The organism is Coprococcus comes ATCC 27758, from assembly GCF_025149785.1.
GTDB classification, from domain to species: Bacteria; Bacillota; Clostridia; order Lachnospirales; family Lachnospiraceae; genus Allocoprococcus; species Allocoprococcus comes.
The window spans coordinates 549,446-569,065 of record NZ_CP102277.1 but is presented as its reverse complement, the minus strand read 5'-3'; the positions used below and the strand labels follow the sequence as shown (position 1 = coordinate 569,065).

Genomic DNA, 19,620 nt, shown 5'->3' with positions numbered 1-19,620 from the left:
TCTTCTTTCTCTTACTGTTTTGGTTCTTTTGGGCGTTTCGGTGGCTTCGGACCTAAGAACTGATAAAAATAGGTCTTCAGCATACCATTATATATCTTCCGGTTCTTATCTGCTTTTCTTCCGAAATAACGTTCTGCATCCTCGTAACTGGTGATCATATATGCAGACCAGCTATCCAGCTTTTTAAAACTCTCACCAAATTCTCTGTATAACTGCGGCAGATCCTTTTTATCCTCCAGTCGCTCGCCATACGGCGGATTTGTAATGATAAAGCCATACTTCTTCGGGTGGCTTAAATCCTTTACCGCTCTTTCCTGAAAATGGATCAGATGGTCAACGCCTGCATCTTTGGCATTCTGTCTTGCTGCTTTTACTGCCTCCGGATTCAGGTCATATCCCTGAATATCAACCTGTACCTTCCGGTCGATCACATCATTTGCCTCATCCATTGCATCATACCATGCCTTTTTCGGAATCAGGTTCACCCATTCTTCTGCTGTAAAGGAACGGTTCATCCCCGGTGCAATATTAGCTGCCATCAAAGCCGCTTCGATTGGAAATGTTCCACTTCCGCAGAAAGGGTCTACCAGGATCCGGTCCTTGTGCCACGGTGTCAGCATGATCAGTGCGGATGCCAATGTCTCTGTGATCGGTGCCTTTACGGTCATCTGACGATAACCTCTCTTATGTAAAGATACGCCGGAGGTATCTATCCCGATCGTCACGATATCTTTCATCAGAAATACACGGATCGGGTAAGCTGGTCCATCCTCCTGGAACCATTCTATCCCGTAGATCCGTCTCAGCCTTTCTACCATGGCTTTTTTCATGATCGACTGAATATCTGACGGACTGAACAGCTTACTCTTTACAGATGCAGCCTTCGTCACCCAGAATTTTCCGTTCTTCGGAATATAATTCTCCCACGGAAGTACTCTTGTTTTCTCAAATAATTCATCAAATGTCTCTGCTTTAAACGAACCAACCTTAAGAAGGATTTTTTCTGCTGTCCGAAGGAACACGTTCGCATCGCAAATCGCCTGTGCATCTCCCCAGAAGCATACTCTTCCGTCTTCTACTGTTGATATCTCATATCCTAAATCCAGCACTTCCCGCTTCAGAACAGCTTCCATTCCGAAATGGCAGGGTGCTATCAGCTCCATTTTTTCCATTCTTTTTCCTTTCTCTACTCTGCAATCTGTTATAAACTATATTACGTTTTTCGGTTGCCTTTTGTCAAGTAGTGCGCTTGTACCACAAATTTTTTAAGGAACCAGATTGCTACACCAAAAACAGAAAAGCAGCGGAATCCAAACCGCTGCTTTTCCATTCTTAACTGCTTTGCACTTTTTAATACTTATCACTTTCGTTATGGCAGGACTTTGAGCTGTCATATGCATTACGGTCTGATTCATATGCATTCTTTGCATTCCGGTTAGTCGTATTTTTACCGGATGCATTTTTATTGCCTGAATTTTTATTTGACTGATTCTTGCCGGAAGCATTTTCAGCATACGCATTCTTATTGGATCCATATGAATTTTTGTTTGTACTGTTTTCTGAAGCATTATAATTTTTTGCCATTGATAATTCCTCCTGACATTTTTTTGTACAAACATAGTATCTATCCTTTTCGTATTTTTATACATTTTTATTTTTATCTTGATTTTTAAATCGGTTTATATTATACTTTGTCGTGTAGAGATTTATTTTCTACAACCCCTTATTAATTATTTATACTCCCCTCAAACGCTCGATAGCTCCCCTATCGAGCGTTTAACGTTATATAACAGGCAGATCCTTTTTAAGTACTTGAACCTGCCATATAGAACATATAATCAAAAAGCCGGAGGCATAAGCTTCTTTTCATTGCAGAAGAATCTTATACATCCGGCTTTTTTAATTACCATCGCCTTCTCAGCATTCTGACCAGCAGTATGATCACCAGAAGAGGAATCAGTACCGGTGCGATCAGGCTTACAATCCCACTTATCACCGCAAAGATCACAACGATCACAGCCAAAACCACAAGAATCAGCAGAAGTTTCTTCCACCAGCTGTCCAGGCTCCACACATGGATATTGCTGCGTTCTTCTGTGCTGCTGTTGCCTCTGTAGGTCCTTCCATCCGAATCATAGATCACATCTTCTACACTTTCTTCTCTCTGCGCATCCACGATCGTCTTCGCAAGAATCCACGGATCTCCAAGTTCCGCCAGTACCTCACTCTCCGTTCTTCCTTTTCGGATCTCATCATCAATATACTGACCGTAGTAGTTCAGATTCTCCTGCAGCACCTGTGGTGTCACACCGGAAGAAAGTTCAATTCTCAGTTTTTCAAGGAACTCTGCTTTCGTCATCTTTCTTTCTCCTCTATTCTCATTATTTCATTGTTTATAATTATATTCTGATGATACCAGGGTCAAAAGGTCAGAAATCCAATGCAAACTTGCTTGCAAGAGGATTTTTGACCCCAACATCATTCTGATACAAAAATGTGCTTTGGTCCATTCCCGCGCCTGTGATCATTACCCGCAACATCTTCCCTGTATCACAGTGCACATCCCGCCGGAGGCTTTCTATATCCGGAAATAAATTTTCGGATATAGAAAAGAACCTCAGACTTAGAGTAGCATAATTTCTGCTTCTTTCCAAGTCTAAGGTCCTTAAATTTCTATAAGTATTTTATATGTATTTTCTAAACTTCAAATAAAAGATCTCCGTAAGAAGGCATTGGCCATACTTCTTTATCCACGATCATTTCCAGTTCATCTACCGGTGTACGGAGTCCTTCCATAGCCGGAACTACGCTGAAGTGATAGAATTCAGACTGTACTTTTCCTTCTTCTTTTCCTGCTGCTTCTTCTGTGACTGCTTCCAGTTTCTTAAGGGCAGCCTTTGTTTCTGTCAGAAGTCCTGAGATGTCAGCAAGCATTTCAGCCTGTACAGATGCATCTGCTCCGGCTTCTTTTACTGCAAGAACCGTATCTGCAAGCTCTTTTGTATATTTTACAACTGCAGGAATGATCTGTTTTGCAGCAATATCAATCATGGCCTTTGCTTCGATATTGATTGCCTTTGCATAGTTCTCGTATTTGATCTCTGCACGGGATTCCAGCTCTGCCTTGGTAAATACACCAAATTTTCCGAACAGTTCTACCGCTTTGTCAGTTGTCAGTGCCGGGATTGCTTCTACCATGGACTTGATATTCGGAAGTCCTCTCTTTTCTGCTTCAGCTACCCATTCGTCAGAATATCCGTTGCCGTTGAAGATAATTCTCTGATGATCTGTCAGATATTCTTTGATCAGGCTGTGTACAGCTGTATCAAAATCATCTGCTTTTTCCAGGACATCACATGCCTCTGCAAATGCCTCTGCTACGATTGTATTCAGTACTACGTTTGATCCTGCAATGGAATCGCGGGAACCTACCATACGGAATTCAAATTTATTTCCGGTAAATGCAAATGGTGAAGTTCTGTTTCTGTCGGTTGCATCCTTTGTAAGATCTGGAAGGGTTGTTACACCTGTTTGCAGCTTTCCACCATTCAGGCTGTGTGTTGCCTCACCTGTACTGAGAAGCTGTTCTACAACGTCCTGAAGCTGTTCTCCAAGGAAGATAGAGATGATTGCCGGCGGTGCTTCGTTTGCTCCAAGTCTGTGGTCATTTCCCGGATCAGCAGCCGATTCACGAAGCAGATCTGCGTGTACATCAACTGCTTTCAGGATACATGCCAGTACCAGAAGGAACTGTACATTTTCATGAGGTGTCTTTCCCGGATCCAGCATATTGATTCCGTCATCTGTTGTGATAGACCAGTTGTTATGCTTACCAGATCCGTTGACTCCTGCAAACGGTTTCTCGTGAAGCAGACATTTCAGTCCATGCTCGCATGCCACCTTTTTCAGTGTCTTCATGATAATCTGGTTGTGATCCACTGCAATATTGGCCTCTGCATAGATCGGTGCAAGTTCGTGCTGTGCAGGTGCCACTTCGTTGTGCTGTGTCTTTGCTGCAACGCCGAGTTTCCATAATTCTTCGTTGACATCTTTCATATAGGAAGCAACCCTCTGACGGATCGTTCCAAAGTAGTGATCGTCAAGCTCCTGTCCTTTCGGCGGCATTGCTCCGAAAAGTGTACGTCCTGTGTAAATAAGGTCTTTTCTCTGTAAGAATTTCTTTGCATCAACAAGGAAGTATTCCTGCTCCGGTCCTACAGAAGGTGTTACTTTCTTTGATGTTGTATTTCCGAACAGACGAAGCAGTCTGATGGATTCTTTGTTGATTGCTTCCATAGATCTGAGAAGCGGTGTTTTTTCATCCAGTGCCTCACCAGTGTAAGAGCAGAATGCTGTCGGGATGCAAAGGATCGCTCCGGCTGCATCTTTTCTTACAAATGCCGGTGATGTACAATCCCATGCTGTATATCCTCTTGCTTCAAATGTAGCACGAAGTCCGCCCGACGGGAAAGAAGAAGCATCCGGCTCCCCTTTGATCAGTTCTTTTCCGGAAAAGCTCATCAGAACCTTTCCGCTTGGAAGCGGAGCTGAGATGAAGGAATCATGCTTTTCAGCAGTAACTCCTGTCAGTGGCTGGAACCAGTGTGTATAATGGGTTGCACCTTTTTCGATTGCCCATTCTTTCATTTCATGTGCAATTACATCTGCTGTCTCAAGATCCAGCTCTTTTCCTTCTTCAATTGTCTGTTTTAATTTTTTGTATACTTTTTTCGGAAGTCTCTCCTGCATTACTGCATCGTTAAAAACATCTTCGCCAAAAATTTCTGCCACGCTTAACCATTCACTACTCATAATTACCTTCCTTTCTCTAACGCAAAAAAACGAGGAAGCTCCACTTTGTGGAACTTCCTCGTTCATTGTGATCTCTGTTATTTAAGATATATTTACGATACTCTTTTTTCTTTCAAATTTCAAGACCAATTTTTTAATTTGTGTATATTTTCACAAAACTTCATAAGTTTTCAACTTCTTTTTCAACATTTATACCAGTCACTTCTTAGACCTCGAACAGCAGATCTCCGTAAGAAGGCATCGGCCACATATTCTTGTTGACGATCATTTCCAGTTCATCCACTGGTTTTCTTAAAGCTTCCATTGCCGGTACAACTTTCTGCATGAAGAAGAATGCCTGTTCTTTTCCTTCTGTCTCCGGTACTTCTGCCACAACAGTTTCCAGTGCTCTGAGTGATTCTTTTGTGTCTTTCAAAAGATCAGCCGACTGTACAAGAAGCTCTTCCTGTACACCTGTATATGCTGCAGCACTTGCCTGTTTTACCTGGTTGATCGAATTAGCCAGCGAAGTTACATATTGGATCACAGCCGGGATAATATGCTTGCTTGCGATATCGATCATGGAACGTGCTTCAATGTTAATTGCCTTTGAGTATGCCTCATATTTGATCTCTGCACGGGATTCCAGTTCTGCACGGCTGAATACATCGAATTTTTCAAACATTTCAACCGCATTGTCATATGTCAGACATTCAATAGACTCTACCATGGTCTTAATATTCGGAAGTCCTCTTCTTTCGGCTTCCTTCACCCACTCATCAGAATATCCGTTGCCATTGAATACGATTCTCTGATGTTTGGATGCATATTCCTTGATCAGATCATGGACTGCAAGATCAAAATCTTCTGCTTTTTCGAGTACATCGCAGGCATCAGAGAAGGACTCAGCCACGATTGTATTTAATACTACGTTCGGTGCTGCCACCGAGTCTCTGGATCCTACCATACGGAACTCAAATTTATTTCCTGTAAATGCGAATGGTGAAGTACGGTTTCTGTCAGTTGCATCCTTTGCAAAATCCGGAAGCGTACTTACACCGGTATGTAATTTGCCGCCTTTTAAGCTGTGTGCAGCTTCTCCGGTATCAATAAGCTGTGCAAGCACGTCTTCAAGCTGTTCTCCGAGGTATGCGGAAATAATTGCCGGCGGTGCTTCATTTGCTCCAAGTCTGTGATCGTTTCCTACGTCAGAAGCAGATTCACGGAGCAGGTCTGCATGCAGGTCTACTGCACGGAGAATACAGGTCAGAACCAGAAGGAACTGAATATTATCATGAGGTGTCTTTCCCGGATCCAGAATGTTGATCCCATCATCTGTAACCAGTGACCAGTTATTATGCTTTCCGGAACCATTTACACCTTCAAACGGCTTTTCGTGTAACAGGCATTGAAGATTATGGCGATATGCCACTTTCTTCAGCGTCTCCATGATCAGCTGATTATGGTCAACTGCTACGTTGCACTGTGCATAGATCGGCGCAAGCTCATGCTGTCCAGGTGCCACTTCGTTGTGCTGTGTCTTTGCAGCTACACCCATCTTCCAGAGTTCTTCATTGACATCAGTCATAAATGCTGCGATTCTCTCACGGATCGCACCAAAATAATGGTCATCCAGTTCCTGTCCCTTCGGAGGATTTGCTCCGAATAATGTACGTCCTGTAAATACAAGATCCTTTCTCTTAAGATATTTTTCTCTGTCTACCAGGAAATATTCCTGCTCAACTCCAACAGATGGTGTAACCTTTTGGGACGTTGTGTTTCCAAAAAGACGCAGAAGACGGATGGATTGTTTGTTGATTGCTTCCATAGAACGAAGAAGAGGTGTCTTCTGATCCAGTGCTTCTCCGGTATAGGAACAAAATGCTGTCGGTATATATAAAATCGATCTTTTCCCATCCGGACTCTTTTTAACAAATGCAGGCGATGTACAATCCCACGCTGTATAACCTCTTGCTTCAAATGTGGAACGCAGTCCTCCTGACGGGAAGGAAGATGCATCCGGTTCTCCTTTGATCAGCTCTTTTCCCGAAAACTCCATCAGGATCTTTCCATCTGACTTCGGTGCTGAAATAAACGAATCATGCTTTTCAGCTGTTGCTCCTGTAAGAGGCTGGAACCAGTGCGAATAGTGAGTGGCACCCTTTTCAATCGCCCACTCTTTCATCTCATGTGCAATAACGTCTGCTGTTGCAGCCTGAAGCTCTTTACCTTCTTCGATCGTCTTTTTCAGCTCTTTGTAAGTCTTCTTCGGAAGTCTTTCCTGCATAACAGCATCATTGAAGACGTTTTCTCCAAATATTTCTGCTACACTAATCCATTCGCTCATCCCATGTACCTCTCTTTTCTACTACTCATTTTCTACTACTTATACAAAACGGTCGTTTTTTGATTCAAATAAAGGAGTCTTGCACTTACGCAAAACTCCTTTTATACCGTTTTCTTCGGACGCCTTTGTCCATGATATTATCAAAAATCAGACTATTCAGCTTTTCCGTCAGAACCGAACAGAATCATTTTCTCTTTTACTTTTTCGACGATTGCATCTGCACCCGGTTTCAGAAGTTTACGTGGATCGTATCCTTTTCCTTCAAGATCCTTTCCTGCTTCAATGTATTTGCGGGTAGCTTCTGCGAATACCAGCTGACATTCTGTATTAACATTGATCTTAGAAACTCCAAGGTCAATTGCTTTCTTAATCATATCATCCGGAATTCCTGTACCTCCGTGAAGTACGAGCGGAAGTTCTCCTGTGAGTTCCTGAACTGCTGCAAGAGTCTCAAAGCTGAGTCCTTTCCAGTTTGCCGGATATTTTCCATGAATGTTACCGATACCTGCTGCAAGGAAATCAACGCCAAGGTCTGCAATCATCTTGCATTCCTTAGGATCTGCGCATTCGCCCATTCCTACAACACCGTCTTCTTCTCCACCGATAGAACCAACTTCTGCTTCGATAGAAAGTCCTTTTCCATGGCAAAGTTTAACAAGTTCTGTAGTCTTCTCAATGTTTTCTTCGATCGGATAATGAGATCCGTCAAACATAACTGATGAGAATCCTGCATCTATACATTTCAGGCAGCCTTCATAGCTACCATGATCAAGATGAAGTGCAACCGGAACCGAAATGTCCATTTCTTTGATCATTCCATTTACCATTCCTACAACTGTTCTGTATCCAGCCATGTACTTTCCTGCGCCTTCAGACACACCAAGAATAACCGGTGATCTTAATTCCTCAGCTGCAGTCAGAACTGCTTTAGTCCATTCAAGATCGTTGATATTAAACTGTCCTACTGCATAATGACCTGCTTTTGCTTTTTTTAACATCTCTGTTGCTGAAACTAACATTTTGTATTCCTCCACTTCTCTGTTAAAGGCTTTTATAGGCTGACCCCCAGGGGAATCGAACCCCTGATTCGACCGTGAGAGGGTCGCGTCTTGACCGCTTGACCAGGGGGCCAGATGTATGTTCATTAGCTGTCTGGCTAACTCACTTGCTTAGTATAACGTACTTCTTTTCATTTGACAAGACCTTTTTTTATTTTTTTACTGTTCCTCTTCCGGAACTACGATTTTAAGAGCCTGTTTCGCGTTCTTGATGCAGACACTGTCGTGTTCCCCACCGAACTCTCCATCCAGCGTCCATGGGATCTCTTCCACTGATTCAAAATGAATCTCACCTGTCTTAAATGAATAAATGTGCTTCGTATTGATCTGGCTGCTCAGAAGCGCCCCAATGATCTCCTGAAGCGCGAGCGGGTTCTTCGGTGTCCGGATCAGGGTAACCTCAAATTCTCCGTCATCAAAAACCACATTCTTCCCGATCATATTACGGAAACCGCCAACAGATCTGGAATTCGTCACCATACCATAAATAAATTCGTCCTCAATCGTTTCTCCGTCATGTGTCACTTTTAATTTATATGACGGGATATCAAAAATTCTGGTTGCTCCTTCCAGCACATATGCCAGATGTCCCAGAACATTCTTCATTTCCTGCTTTGTCTCATAAGATACATCCGTGAAGAGTCCGAATGCTGCAATGTACACGAACACATCTCCGTTAAACCGTCCGATATCACAGGGAAACTCTTCCCCCCCTGCAGCTGTACTTGCCGCCTGGAGAAGATTCTTCGGGATATGGAGACTGCTCGCAAAGTCGTTGGTCGTTCCTGTCGGGATGTAACCGACCGGAATCTTTTTTTCTCTCTTCATCATTCCGGTTACGACCTCATCAAGTGTTCCGTCACCACCACTGCAGATCACACGGTCATACTCCTCTGTAAATGTCTTTACTTTATAATAAGCGTCTTTATATTTCTGCGTCGGATATACAACCACTTCATATCCTGCTTTTACAATAATGTCAATAATATCAGAAAGCTTCGGTTTTAAAAGTCCCTTTCCTGCATTCGGATTATAAATAAACAATGCTTTTTTCATACGTCCGTCCTCCTGTTATCTGTTCTTTTCTCTATAAGGGCTGTCCCCACAGCTCCTTACGGATACATGCATTATAGCATAAAGAGCCTGCTTTCGGCAGACTCTTCAAAGTTTTATGCAATTATCTGTTCTTAACGTTCACAAGAAACCTTTCGATACCAGCTGCTGCTTCCTTTTCATCTGTTCCGTTCGCAACAACGGTGATTTCCTCTCCCGGCATCAGTGTCAGACTCATCATCCCCATAATGCTCTTTGCATTGACTTGCTTCTGGTCAACTTCGATATATACCGAACTTGAATACTGACTAGCTTCCTGAACAAGAAGTGCAATCGGTCTGGCGTCTAATCCCTCGGACAATTGAATCTTAACAGGTTTTTTGATCATAATGTTCCTCCTTGCTTAGCCCTTATCTCTTCCGCCATTTCACTTAACTTGCGCAATCTGTGGTTCACTCCGGACTTGCCTACCGGATTTTGCAGAAGTGCGCCTAACTCTTTTAAAGATGCCTCCGGATATGTAAGTCTTGTAAGGGCCATGTCCTTCAATCCTTCCGGCAGCTTATCGAGTCCTTTTGTTTCCTCAATATATCTTATATCGTCGATCTGCTTTACAGCAGCGGAAACCGTTTTATTGATATTCGCAGTCTCGCAGTTCACTTTTCGATTCACCGTATTCCTCATATCTTTCAATATACGGATATTCTCCAACTCCATCAGTGACTGATGTGCCTCCATCACATTCAGCACATCCACGATCTGAGCTCCTTCTTTCAGATAAACCACAAATGATTTCTTCCTTGATACAATCTTTGCGTCCAGAGCAAAGCATCTCATTATCTTCTGAATCTGCTGCGCTTTTCCCATCGACGCACAGACAATTTCAAAATGATAGGACTTCTCCGGGTCGCTCATGGATCCCGATGCAAGAAAAACGCCACGCAGGAAAGACCGCTTACAGCAAGTCTCCTGAATCACGACATTCTTTACTACAGAAAGCTCTTCTTCCACGTCTCCATAAGGATTGAGCAGTTTTGCCGCCTGAAGCACCCTGATAGCATCTTTGTGTTTTTTTACAACTATATAATAGTAGCTGCTGCCTTTTTCCCGGTTCACCCGAATAGCGATATCAACCACTATATTAAACGTTCTTCTCAATAAAGTAAAGCTTTTTCTTGCAACTGCCAGATTTTCCGTATGAATCTTAAGTGCTGCATGACCTCTGCTGTCGATCATGACAGCCCCACACATGCTGATGATCGCTGCAAGTTCTGCAATCCGGCAATGTCTTGCAGGACTTAGCTGACGCGATATTTCTTCTTTAATATTTCCAGAAAAAGACATACTATCACCTATTTTGCTTTCATAATTGCATCTTTCTCGATATCACGATGCTCTTTTCTTACACCGTACTCTTTCTCTGCCACAGACAGCCGTTCATACAACTCATTGGCAAGTGTCACGGAGCGGTGTTTTCCGCCGGTACATCCGATTGCGATCACAAGCTGGTTCTTTCCTTCTGCAACATAGTTCGGAATCAGGAACTCAACCATGTCGACCAGCTTCTTCAGGAATTCTTTTGAAATATCGTTATTCATCACGTAATCCCTGACCGGCTTGTCATTGCCACTCTGCGGGCGAAGTTCATCAATATAATACGGATTCGGAAGGAATCTGACATCAAATACCAGGTCTGCATCACTCGGAATTCCATATTTAAATCCGAAAGATAACACAGTAATGTACAGATTCTTGTATTCTTTATTCTCGGCAAAAATACGGTTCAGTTCACTGCGCAGCTCCCTGGTCAGCATCCGGCTTGTATCCAGGATATAATCTGCCCTTTCTTTTAAAAAGGCAATTTTCTTACGTTCTTTGGCAATCCCGTTTTCAATTCTGCCGCCCTTTGAGAGTGGGTGGTTCCTTCTTGTCTCTTTATATCTTTTCACCAGTGTATCATCATTCGATTCAAGGAAAAGAATCTCCAGTGGTATCTTGGCTTTTTCAAGTTCGTCCAGAACCTGGTCCAATGCACGCAGATTCTGTCCACTGCGAATATCAAGTCCCAAAGCGATTTTCGTGATCTCACCATTTGGAACGATCAAAAGTTCTGTCAGTTTTGTCATTAAAGGAATTGGCATATTATCCACACAGAAATATCCCATGTCTTCCATCATTTTCAAAGTTGTACTTTTCCCTGCTCCGGACATTCCCGTTACAATTACGAATCTCATCCCTAAAATTCTCCTATTTGTTTCACTTCCGGTTCCATTGTAACACCGGTATCTTCTTTCACTTTCGCTGTTACCTGCCGGATCAGCTCCATCACATCAGCCGCCGTCGCATTTCCTTTATTGATCACAAATCCACTGTGTTTTTCAGAAACCTGTGCTCCACCTACTGTAAATCCTTTCAGACCACTGTCCTGGATCAGTTTTCCTGCAAAATATCCTTCCGGACGCTTAAAGGTGCTGCCTGCACTCGGATACTCCAGCGGCTGCTTCGATACCCGCTTCTGACGGAGGTCATCCATCTGCGCTTTTATTTCTTCTTTTTTGCCTTCTGTAAGCGAAATCACGGCACCCAAAACGATATATCTTTTCTCCGGGATAATGCTTGTACGGTATCCGAGTCCCAGTTTTTCTGCCGGAAGCTCCATGATCTCGCCCTCTTCTGTCATAACCCTGACACTCGTCAGTACATCCTTCATCTCTCCGCCATACGCGCCGGCGTTCATCACAACCGCTCCGCCAAGCGTTCCCGGAATACCTGCTGCGAACTCAAATCCGGTCAGTGCTGCATCAAGTGCTGCATTTGCAATCTGCGCAAGCGAACATCCTGCCTGCGCCGTGATCTGATTTCCTTCTACCTGAAATGTTCCCATACTCTTATAAAGCTGGATAATCGCTCCTCTGAAGCCTTTGTCTCCAACCAGAAGGTTGCTTCCATTTCCTACTATATATATAGGTATCGAAAATTCCCGGCACACCCGAATTGTCTCTGCCAGTTCCTTTTCATTCGATGGCATGATAAAATAATCTGCCGGACCACCGATCCGGAAGGTTGTATGCTTCTTCATCGGTTCATCCTTCTGTATTTTGGCTGCATCGACCACATTATACAAACATGTCTCAAAATTCTGTTCCATTCTCTTCTCCTAGTATCTATAAATATTCTATGCCATTCTTCTCTTTTTATTTAACAGGAAATTGCCATTGGACCTCCCGCCAAATAGAAGTTACTACGTGCCAAAGCACGTTTTAATATCATCCTCATATGACGTAAGTGTCAAAAATAAATTTTGGCACTTACATCATATGATACACCAAAAAATATGCAAGTTCAACGCGCTCTTGCAAAATTAAGTGAAATGCGATATAGTAAGGCATAACATAGAAATTTTATCAATATTTTCAAAAAGGAGTGATTTTTAACTGTGGACTCGAGTGTCTCGCAAATACTTATTTTGCTAGTCCTGCTGCTCTTATCCGGCATATTTTCGTCAGCCGAGACAGCACTTACAACCTACAACAAAATCCGGATGCGTGCCCTTGCAGACGAGGGTAACAAGCGTGCCAGCACCGTACTTGCCGTAACTGAGAATTCAGGTAAAATGCTTAGCGCGATCCTCATCGGCAACAACATTGTTAATACTGCGGTAGCTTCCCTTGCCACCACAATCGCATACCGCCTTGGTGGAACCGCCGTCGCGATCGCAAGTGGGCTTATGACGCTTCTCATCATCCTTTTCGGAGAGATTACTCCGAAGACGATGGCAACCATTCATGCTGAGAAGATGTCTCTTTTCTACGCACCGGTTATCAATATTTTCATGAAGATCATGACTCCGTTTATCTTCATTGTAAACGGTCTCTCCACCGGTCTTCTGATGCTTCTTCGCATCGATCCGAATGCCAAAGACAATACCATGACCGAAGCTGAACTCCGAAGTGTGGTAAATGTCAGCCATCAGGACGGCGTGATCGAATCAGATGAAAAAGAGATGATCTACAATGTGTTTGATCTCGGTGATGCCATTGCCAAAGACGTCATGGTTCCCCGTGTCAACGTAACTTTTGCTGATATTGACAGCAGTTACGACGAACTGATCGACCTGTTCCGGGAAGACAAATTCACCCGTCTTCCGGTTTACCAGGAGACAAAAGATAATGTTGTCGGAACGATCAATATGAAAGATCTTCTTCTTTATGACAGTAAGAAAAGTGAGTTCCAGATTAAAGACATTCTCCGTGAAGCCTACTTCACTTATGAATACAAGAGCATTTCCGAGCTTCTTGTTGAAATGCGCCAGGCCTCTTTCAATATCGCAATTGTCCTGGATGAATACGGTGAAACATCCGGTCTGATCACCTTGGAAGATATCCTTGAAGAGATTGTTGGCGAAATCCACGATGAATATGATGAGAATGAAGAAGAAAATATCAAAGCGGTAGGCAAACACGAATATATTATTGAAGGTTCTACCAATCTTGACGATCTCAATGATTCCCTGGATCTGAATCTGGAATCGGAAGATTATGATTCTCTCGGAGGCTTTATCATCGAAAAGCTGGATCGTCTTCCAAAAGCCGGTGACTCTGTTTCCACCGAAGACGGAATCCGTATGGTCGTAGAAAAGCTCGATAAAAACCGGATTGAGACAGTTCATCTGTATCTTCCGGAGAATTACCGCGAACATACGTCTGACTCGTTGGAAACTGACGACTAAGCAGACCTCCCGGGAAGAAATCCTGACAGATTTTTTCTTTATATTTTGCAGGATATACAATAATTTCAGGGCAGTCCAAAGTGGACTGCCTTTTTCTTTTTCGGATTTCGTTATTTTTTAAACAATTTTTTTAAGAAATATTGGTTTTTTATTGATTTTATTGCGTAATTATGTATAATTATGGTAAATGGGTGAAGGATTTTACTTCATCAGATGATAAAATCTGCGCTCACAGCTTTTATCATTTAACCATTTAACTAGAATTAGGAGAAAGAGGTTAATTGCAATGGCAGAAATCAATTTAAGCAAGTATGGTATTACTGGAACAACAGAAATCGTGCACAACCCTTCTTACGAATTACTGTTTGAAGAAGAAACAAAAGCAGGTCTTGAGGGATTTGAAAAAGGTCAGGTCAGCGAACTCGGTGCTGTGAACGTAATGACAGGTGTATACACCGGACGTTCCCCTAAAGACAAATTCATCGTAGTTGATGAAAACTCTAAAGACACTGTATGGTGGACTTCAGACGAATATAAGAATGACAACCATCCGGCTTCACAGGAAGCATGGGAAGCTGTAAAGGAGATCGCCAAGAAAGAACTTTCTAACAAGAAACTTTATGTTGTAGATGCATTCTGCGGCGCTAACAAAGATACACGTATGGCAATCCGTTTCATCGTCGAAGTTGCCTGGCAGGCTCATTTTGTAACAAACATGTTCATCAAACCAACAGCTGAAGAACTTGAGAACTTCGAACCAGACTTTGTAGTATACAACGCTTCTAAAGCAAAAGTTGAAAACTACAAAGAACTTGGACTTAACTCTGAAACAGCTGTTTTATTCAATATCACAAGCAAAGAACAGGTTATCGTTAATACATGGTACGGCGGAGAGATGAAGAAAGGTATGTTCTCTATGATGAACTACTACCTCCCACTTAAGGGAATCGCTGCTATGCACTGCTCAGCAAACACTGATCTGAACGGCGAAAACACAGCTATCTTCTTCGGTCTTTCAGGAACAGGTAAAACTACACTTTCTACAGACCCGAAGCGTCTCCTCATCGGTGATGACGAACACGGCTGGGATGACAACGGAGTATTCAACTTTGAAGGTGGATGCTACGCTAAGGTTATCAACCTTGACAAAGAATCTGAACCAGATATCTACAACGCAATCAGACGTGACGCTCTTCTTGAGAACGTAACTCTTGATGCAGAAGGAAAAATTGATTTCGCTGATAAGAGTGTAACAGAAAATACACGTGTATCTTATCCGATTAACCACATTGAAAATATTGTACGTCCGGTTTCTTCTGCACCGGCAGCTAAGAATGTAATCTTCCTGTCTGCAGACGCTTTCGGAGTACTTCCACCGGTATCTGTACTGACTCCGGAACAGACACAGTACTACTTCCTGTCTGGATTCACAGCTAAGCTTGCCGGTACAGAACGTGGAATCACAGAACCGACACCAACATTCTCTGCTTGCTTTGGACAGGCATTCCTTGAACTGCATCCGACAAAATATGCAGAAGAACTTGTTAAGAAGATGGAAAAGAGCGGAGCAAAAGCTTACCTCGTTAACACAGGATGGAACGGAACAGGAAAACGTATCTCTATCAAGGATACTCGTGGTATCATCGATGCAATCCTGAACGGAGACATCTTAAATGCACCGACCAAGAAGATTCCTTACTTCAACTTCGAAGTACCTACAGAACTTCCGGGAGTTGATTCAGGAATCCTTGATCCTCGTGACACATATGCTGATGCTTCTGAATGGGAAGAAAAAGCTAAGGATCTTGCTGCAAGATTTGTTAAGAACTTCGCTAAATATGAAGGAAATGCTGCTGGTAAAGCACTTGTATCTGCTGGACCGCAGGCTTAAATGCGAAATTAGAAGATGGATGTGGGAGAGTTTCTCCTGCATCCATTTTTTTATGTATACGATGAGCCAAGTGCAGATTTGTGCTTGCACAAGGATCTGCATTTGGCGAATGTACATCATCGAGCTGTCAAGCGAGATGGTGTACAAAGTATACCAATCGAGTAGGCGTCAGCTTACTCGATTGTGCGAAGGGACGATGGAGAGGCTGCAATAACCTCTCCCTCTGGTTTTTCAAGACAAAACAGAATGGAATGATTTATGAGAAACAGAACCCACAGCCATCTTCGGGCTGTGGGTTCTGTTGACTGTTGAAGTTTGTTGGTTGCAGATATTCTTTTCGTACTTTTAGAGTATGACGATAGTGTAATATCAACTACATGTATTTATGTAAAATAATTTTTTTCTGCAGTATATTTCTACTTCTCTTCCGGGGGAAGTTCTTCACCGGCTAGTTTTAAGATGTTGCTGATCTCATCTTCGGTGATGCCGGCGAATTCTTCCAGCTCGTCTACGCTGACTTTTCGGCCGAGTTCATCGGAAAGTTTTTTGATCTGTTCATCAAGGTCGTTGACTTTTTCTACCATGCGGTTATCTTGTTTTTTAGTCTCTTCCTGAGATTCAAGAAGTGCCTGCATACTTTCTTTTGCCATGCTTAAAAGGGCTTCAGTATCATCTGCATGGTCTTCCATGGCGAGCATGAGTCCCATGTTGCCTTCCTGGACGAGATCTCCGATGTAGATATCTGCCCTGTGCATCTCTTTTGCCATGGTGAGGATTGCCGGTAGGAGTTCTTTTAATGGATCCCCATCTCTTAATCCTTTCAGATCCTGCTCGTAAAGGTTTAAATAATCCTGTTCTTCCTGGGTATATCGGATCGGTTCTTCGGTGTTTTCTGCATTTTTGATCGAACCACCGGCTTTGACGTAGCCTTTTACGATTACTTTCTTGGAAAGAAGATAATCAAATACAAGCTCCATCTGTTCTGCTGATAAATTGTCTTCTGCGAAGTAAGCTTCGACTGTGGCTTTGTCTGTGATGTTATTTTGGCTTTCACACAGGGTAAGGATCCCTGCAAGTTTTTCACGAAATTCTAATCTTTCTGCCATATTTTGATTCTCCCGATTCTATAATGTATGAATATATTTTTCTTGTTCTTCCGGTCAAGAAAGACAAGAAACGTAATCAACAAACTAATGATTGCTTTCCTGTAGCATATCGCTACAGATTTATCATAACATTATATTTCCTACCTGACAATTTATTTTTCTGCAATCTGGTATCAAGAGCAACTAAATGCTTTTTGTCTGATTGTTTTGTTCGATATATTCAGCTATTTTTTCTAAGAGATATGTGCCGCCTGCTATGATTGTGGTGCCTCCGATGATTCCGATGATAAATGGTGCCATAACTGTCATTCCTTCTGTTTTTGTTTATGTGGGTTTCTTTTGACAGTTTTATTGTATTAAATCTACGGGTGCAGAACTATCATGGTTGGTTTAAATGTTTGTTAAATCAGCACGTAGCATATTTTTCTTAATCGATTTCTCATTTTCACTTTTCAGGATATCCGACATATATTATATAAAGTTCATTTTTTGAGGTATATCTATGCCTGTATCTATCATGCTCGATGCCGGTCACGGAGGACGTGATCCGGGAGCTGTGTATAATGGTCGCCAGGAAAAGGATGATGTACTGAAGCTGGTGCTTGCGATCGGAGAAATTTTACAAAACAGCGGAATTGATGTGGAATACACACGGACAACGGATATTTATGAGACACCTTTCCAGAAAGCAACAGAGGCAAACGAAGCCGGTGTGGATTTCTTCATATCGATCCACCGGAATTCCAGTCCTCTTGCCAATCAGTACATGGGTGTGGAAAGCCTGATCTATAACCTTTCCGGTATCAAATATGAGATGGCGGAAAATATCAATGCACAGCTGGAGACAGTTGGGTTCAAGGATCTCGGAGTAAAGGCGCGCCCAAATCTGGTTGTCCTTCGCCGTACAAAAATGCCGGCGCTTCTGATCGAAGTCGGTTTTATCAATTCTGATTCTGACAACACTCTTTTCGATAAGAACTTCAATGATATTGCGCAGGCAATTGCAGATGGAATCCTGGATACGCTGGAAGAAAAAGGGCTCTGGAAACCAGAAGGCGCAAGAAACAGTTCGACCGCATCGGAATCCGGAAGGACTTCTTCTGATGCAGATACTTCTGATTCCGTTTCTCCTGCTGACGGTTCTGCAAAATCAGATGTTGGTACCCTGACAAATTCAGGCTCAGTCCCTGATTCTCCTTGTACGTCAGACTCTGCTCACATGAATCCGTCTGATGAAAATACAGACTCCGAATTTCCTAATTCTTCTCCATCTGTAACCTACAGTGTGCAGGTCGGTGCATTCCGAAATCCGGCGTATGCCAGACGGCTTCTTAATGAACTGACCGAAATGGATTTCCCTGCCCGGATTGATGACAGCAGCCAGTATGACCGGGTTCTGGTCGGTCAGTTCGATGTATTGAATGATGCTGCCATGATGGAACGAAGACTAAAACAGAGCGGATATCCAACTGTGATCGTGAGCTTTTCTGAAGAAGTCTGAATCTTTTTACTCGTTATTCTCAAAAAAGTTTTGAGTATAAAATAATATTTTCATGTCTTATCCCGGACACCAAAGATATTCCATTCAAAACGAAATTTTTCGAGATTGCTTTCAATAACAACGGGTTTTATACTTATATACCAAACACAAAAAACAAAGGAGGAAAATGATATGTCACCGAGAAACACAGCGAAAGCGGATATTGTCCTGAAAAATTTCTGGAAAGACAATGCGCATTTCGCAGATTTGTTCAATGCAGTCTTGTTTGACGGGGAACAAAAGCTGCACCCGGAAGATCTCAGGGAAGCTGATGTAGATCTTTCATCTGTCCTGAAATTCAACGGACATATAGAAACAATCCAGCGGCTGAGAGATGTCGTAAAAAAGACAGCCTATGGAATGGATTTTGTGATCTGGGGTATTGAAAACCAACAGAAAATCCACTATGCAATGCCACTAAGACATATGATAGAGGATGCACTTTCATACTTAAAAGAGTATAATGAAATTGCAAAAAAGAATCTGGATGAAAAGACCACAAATACAAAAGATGAATTTCTATCCAGATTCAAAAAAACAGACCGGCTGCATCCTGTAATCACTCTGTGCATTTATTACGGAGAAAAGGAATGGGACGGGGCAACCAGTTTGAAAGAAATGCTGGAACTGCCAGACTATCTTGAGAATCTTGTGCCCGATTATAAGATGAACCTATTACAGCTCAGAAACAGCGAAAATCTAAAATTCAAAAATAAAGATGTCCAGACAATATTTGATGTAAGCCGGTTGATTTATGGCAAAAATTATGGCAAAATTACAAGTATCTACAAAGATCAAAATCTTACAAATGAGTTAGGAATTGTAATTGGCGCAATCACCGGCTCGCAGGAACTGATAAACTATGCAGCGTCAGAAAAAGAAGGAGGTCAATTTAATATGTGTACAGCTTTAGATGAATTAATAGAATCCGGAAAAGAAAAACTGCTTACCGAAATGGTTGAAAAAAAACTTGCCAAAAATAAAACTCCAGACACGATAGCAGATGAACTGGAAACAGATATTTCCATAATCAATAACATTATCGAGAAAATTGAAAAAAGTGCATAATCAGCACATTATGGTTATTTTATCCATTACACCGTGT

16 protein-coding genes and 1 tRNA gene are annotated in these 19,620 nt (G+C 42.4%); 4 read left to right on the top strand and 13 right to left on the bottom strand.

Going from position 1 to position 19,620, the window contains the following annotated elements; all coding sequences use genetic code 11:
- Positions 1-11: 11 nt before the first annotated feature.
- The 12 genes from NQ556_RS03010 to murB all read right to left on the bottom strand — a co-directional run bounded on the left by NQ556_RS03010 (position 12) and on the right by murB (position 12,397).
- Positions 12-1,172: a THUMP domain-containing class I SAM-dependent RNA methyltransferase gene (locus tag NQ556_RS03010; protein WP_008372689.1), complete on the bottom strand. Its 1,161-nt coding sequence runs from the start codon at positions 1,170-1,172 to the stop codon at positions 12-14.
- Between the two features lie 178 nt (positions 1,173-1,350).
- Positions 1,351-1,584, bottom strand: a complete 234-nt coding sequence (locus NQ556_RS03005) for a hypothetical protein (RefSeq protein ID WP_022219969.1) — start codon at positions 1,582-1,584, stop codon at positions 1,351-1,353.
- Positions 1,585-1,903: 319 nt separating this feature from the next.
- Complete coding sequence (locus tag NQ556_RS03000; protein ID WP_008372686.1) at positions 1,904-2,359, bottom strand: DUF1700 domain-containing protein; 456 nt, start codon at positions 2,357-2,359, stop codon at positions 1,904-1,906.
- A gap of 338 nt (positions 2,360-2,697) precedes the next feature.
- Positions 2,698-4,812, bottom strand: a complete 2,115-nt coding sequence (locus tag NQ556_RS02995) for a glutamine synthetase III family protein (protein WP_044999028.1) — start codon at positions 4,810-4,812, stop codon at positions 2,698-2,700.
- A gap of 205 nt (positions 4,813-5,017) precedes the next feature.
- The gene (locus NQ556_RS02990; RefSeq protein ID WP_008372682.1) at positions 5,018-7,138 is read right to left on the bottom strand and encodes a glutamine synthetase III family protein; all 2,121 of its coding nucleotides are present in this window, start codon (positions 7,136-7,138) and stop codon (positions 5,018-5,020) included.
- A 152-nt stretch (positions 7,139-7,290) separates the two neighbouring features.
- Positions 7,291-8,157, bottom strand: coding sequence for a class II fructose-1,6-bisphosphate aldolase (fba, locus tag NQ556_RS02985; RefSeq protein ID WP_022219974.1), 867 nt, complete (start codon positions 8,155-8,157; stop codon positions 7,291-7,293).
- A gap of 40 nt (positions 8,158-8,197) precedes the next feature.
- A tRNA-Glu gene (locus NQ556_RS02980) sits at positions 8,198-8,269 on the bottom strand.
- Between the two features lie 86 nt (positions 8,270-8,355).
- Positions 8,356-9,252, bottom strand: a complete 897-nt coding sequence (locus tag NQ556_RS02975; protein ID WP_055262206.1) for a diacylglycerol/lipid kinase family protein — start codon at positions 9,250-9,252, stop codon at positions 8,356-8,358.
- A 121-nt stretch (positions 9,253-9,373) separates the two neighbouring features.
- Positions 9,374-9,637, bottom strand: coding sequence for an HPr family phosphocarrier protein (locus tag NQ556_RS02970; RefSeq protein WP_008372676.1), 264 nt, complete (start codon positions 9,635-9,637; stop codon positions 9,374-9,376).
- Positions 9,634-10,593, bottom strand: a complete 960-nt coding sequence (gene whiA, locus NQ556_RS02965; protein ID WP_204575788.1) for a DNA-binding protein WhiA — start codon at positions 10,591-10,593, stop codon at positions 9,634-9,636. Before whiA ends, NQ556_RS02970 begins: the two co-directional genes overlap by 4 nt.
- An 8-nt stretch (positions 10,594-10,601) precedes the next feature.
- Positions 10,602-11,483 carry an RNase adapter RapZ gene (gene rapZ, locus NQ556_RS02960; RefSeq protein WP_008372671.1) on the bottom strand — a complete coding sequence of 294 codons (882 nt, stop codon included), beginning with the start codon at positions 11,481-11,483 and terminating at the stop codon, positions 10,602-10,604.
- A gap of 2 nt (positions 11,484-11,485) precedes the next feature.
- Positions 11,486-12,397, bottom strand: a complete 912-nt coding sequence (gene murB / locus NQ556_RS02955) for a UDP-N-acetylmuramate dehydrogenase (protein ID WP_008372669.1) — start codon at positions 12,395-12,397, stop codon at positions 11,486-11,488.
- A 288-nt stretch (positions 12,398-12,685) separates the two neighbouring features.
- On the opposite strand from murB, the gene NQ556_RS02950 reads away from it, so the two are divergent.
- Positions 12,686-13,978 carry an HlyC/CorC family transporter gene (locus tag NQ556_RS02950; RefSeq protein WP_022219978.1) on the top strand — a complete coding sequence of 431 codons (1,293 nt, stop codon included), beginning with the start codon at positions 12,686-12,688 and terminating at the stop codon, positions 13,976-13,978.
- Positions 13,979-14,264: 286 nt separating this feature from the next.
- On the top strand, positions 14,265-15,869 hold the full coding sequence (gene pckA, locus NQ556_RS02945; RefSeq protein WP_008372665.1) for a phosphoenolpyruvate carboxykinase (ATP): 1,605 nt from the start codon (positions 14,265-14,267) through the stop codon (positions 15,867-15,869).
- A gap of 416 nt (positions 15,870-16,285) precedes the next feature.
- Here the strand turns inward: pckA and NQ556_RS02940 are convergent, their stop codons facing one another.
- Positions 16,286-16,975, bottom strand: a complete 690-nt coding sequence (locus tag NQ556_RS02940; RefSeq protein ID WP_055249480.1) for a hypothetical protein — start codon at positions 16,973-16,975, stop codon at positions 16,286-16,288.
- A gap of 502 nt (positions 16,976-17,477) precedes the next feature.
- Between NQ556_RS02940 and NQ556_RS02935 the strand changes: the two genes are divergently transcribed.
- Both NQ556_RS02935 and NQ556_RS02930 read left to right on the top strand, forming a co-directional pair.
- Positions 17,478-18,476 carry an N-acetylmuramoyl-L-alanine amidase gene (locus tag NQ556_RS02935; RefSeq protein WP_008372660.1) on the top strand — a complete coding sequence of 333 codons (999 nt, stop codon included), beginning with the start codon at positions 17,478-17,480 and terminating at the stop codon, positions 18,474-18,476.
- 171 nt (positions 18,477-18,647) lie between these two features.
- Entirely contained in the window at positions 18,648-19,583 is a 936-nt protein-coding gene (locus tag NQ556_RS02930) for an Rpn family recombination-promoting nuclease/putative transposase (protein WP_173692427.1), read from the top strand.
- Positions 19,584-19,620 lie beyond the last annotated feature (37 nt).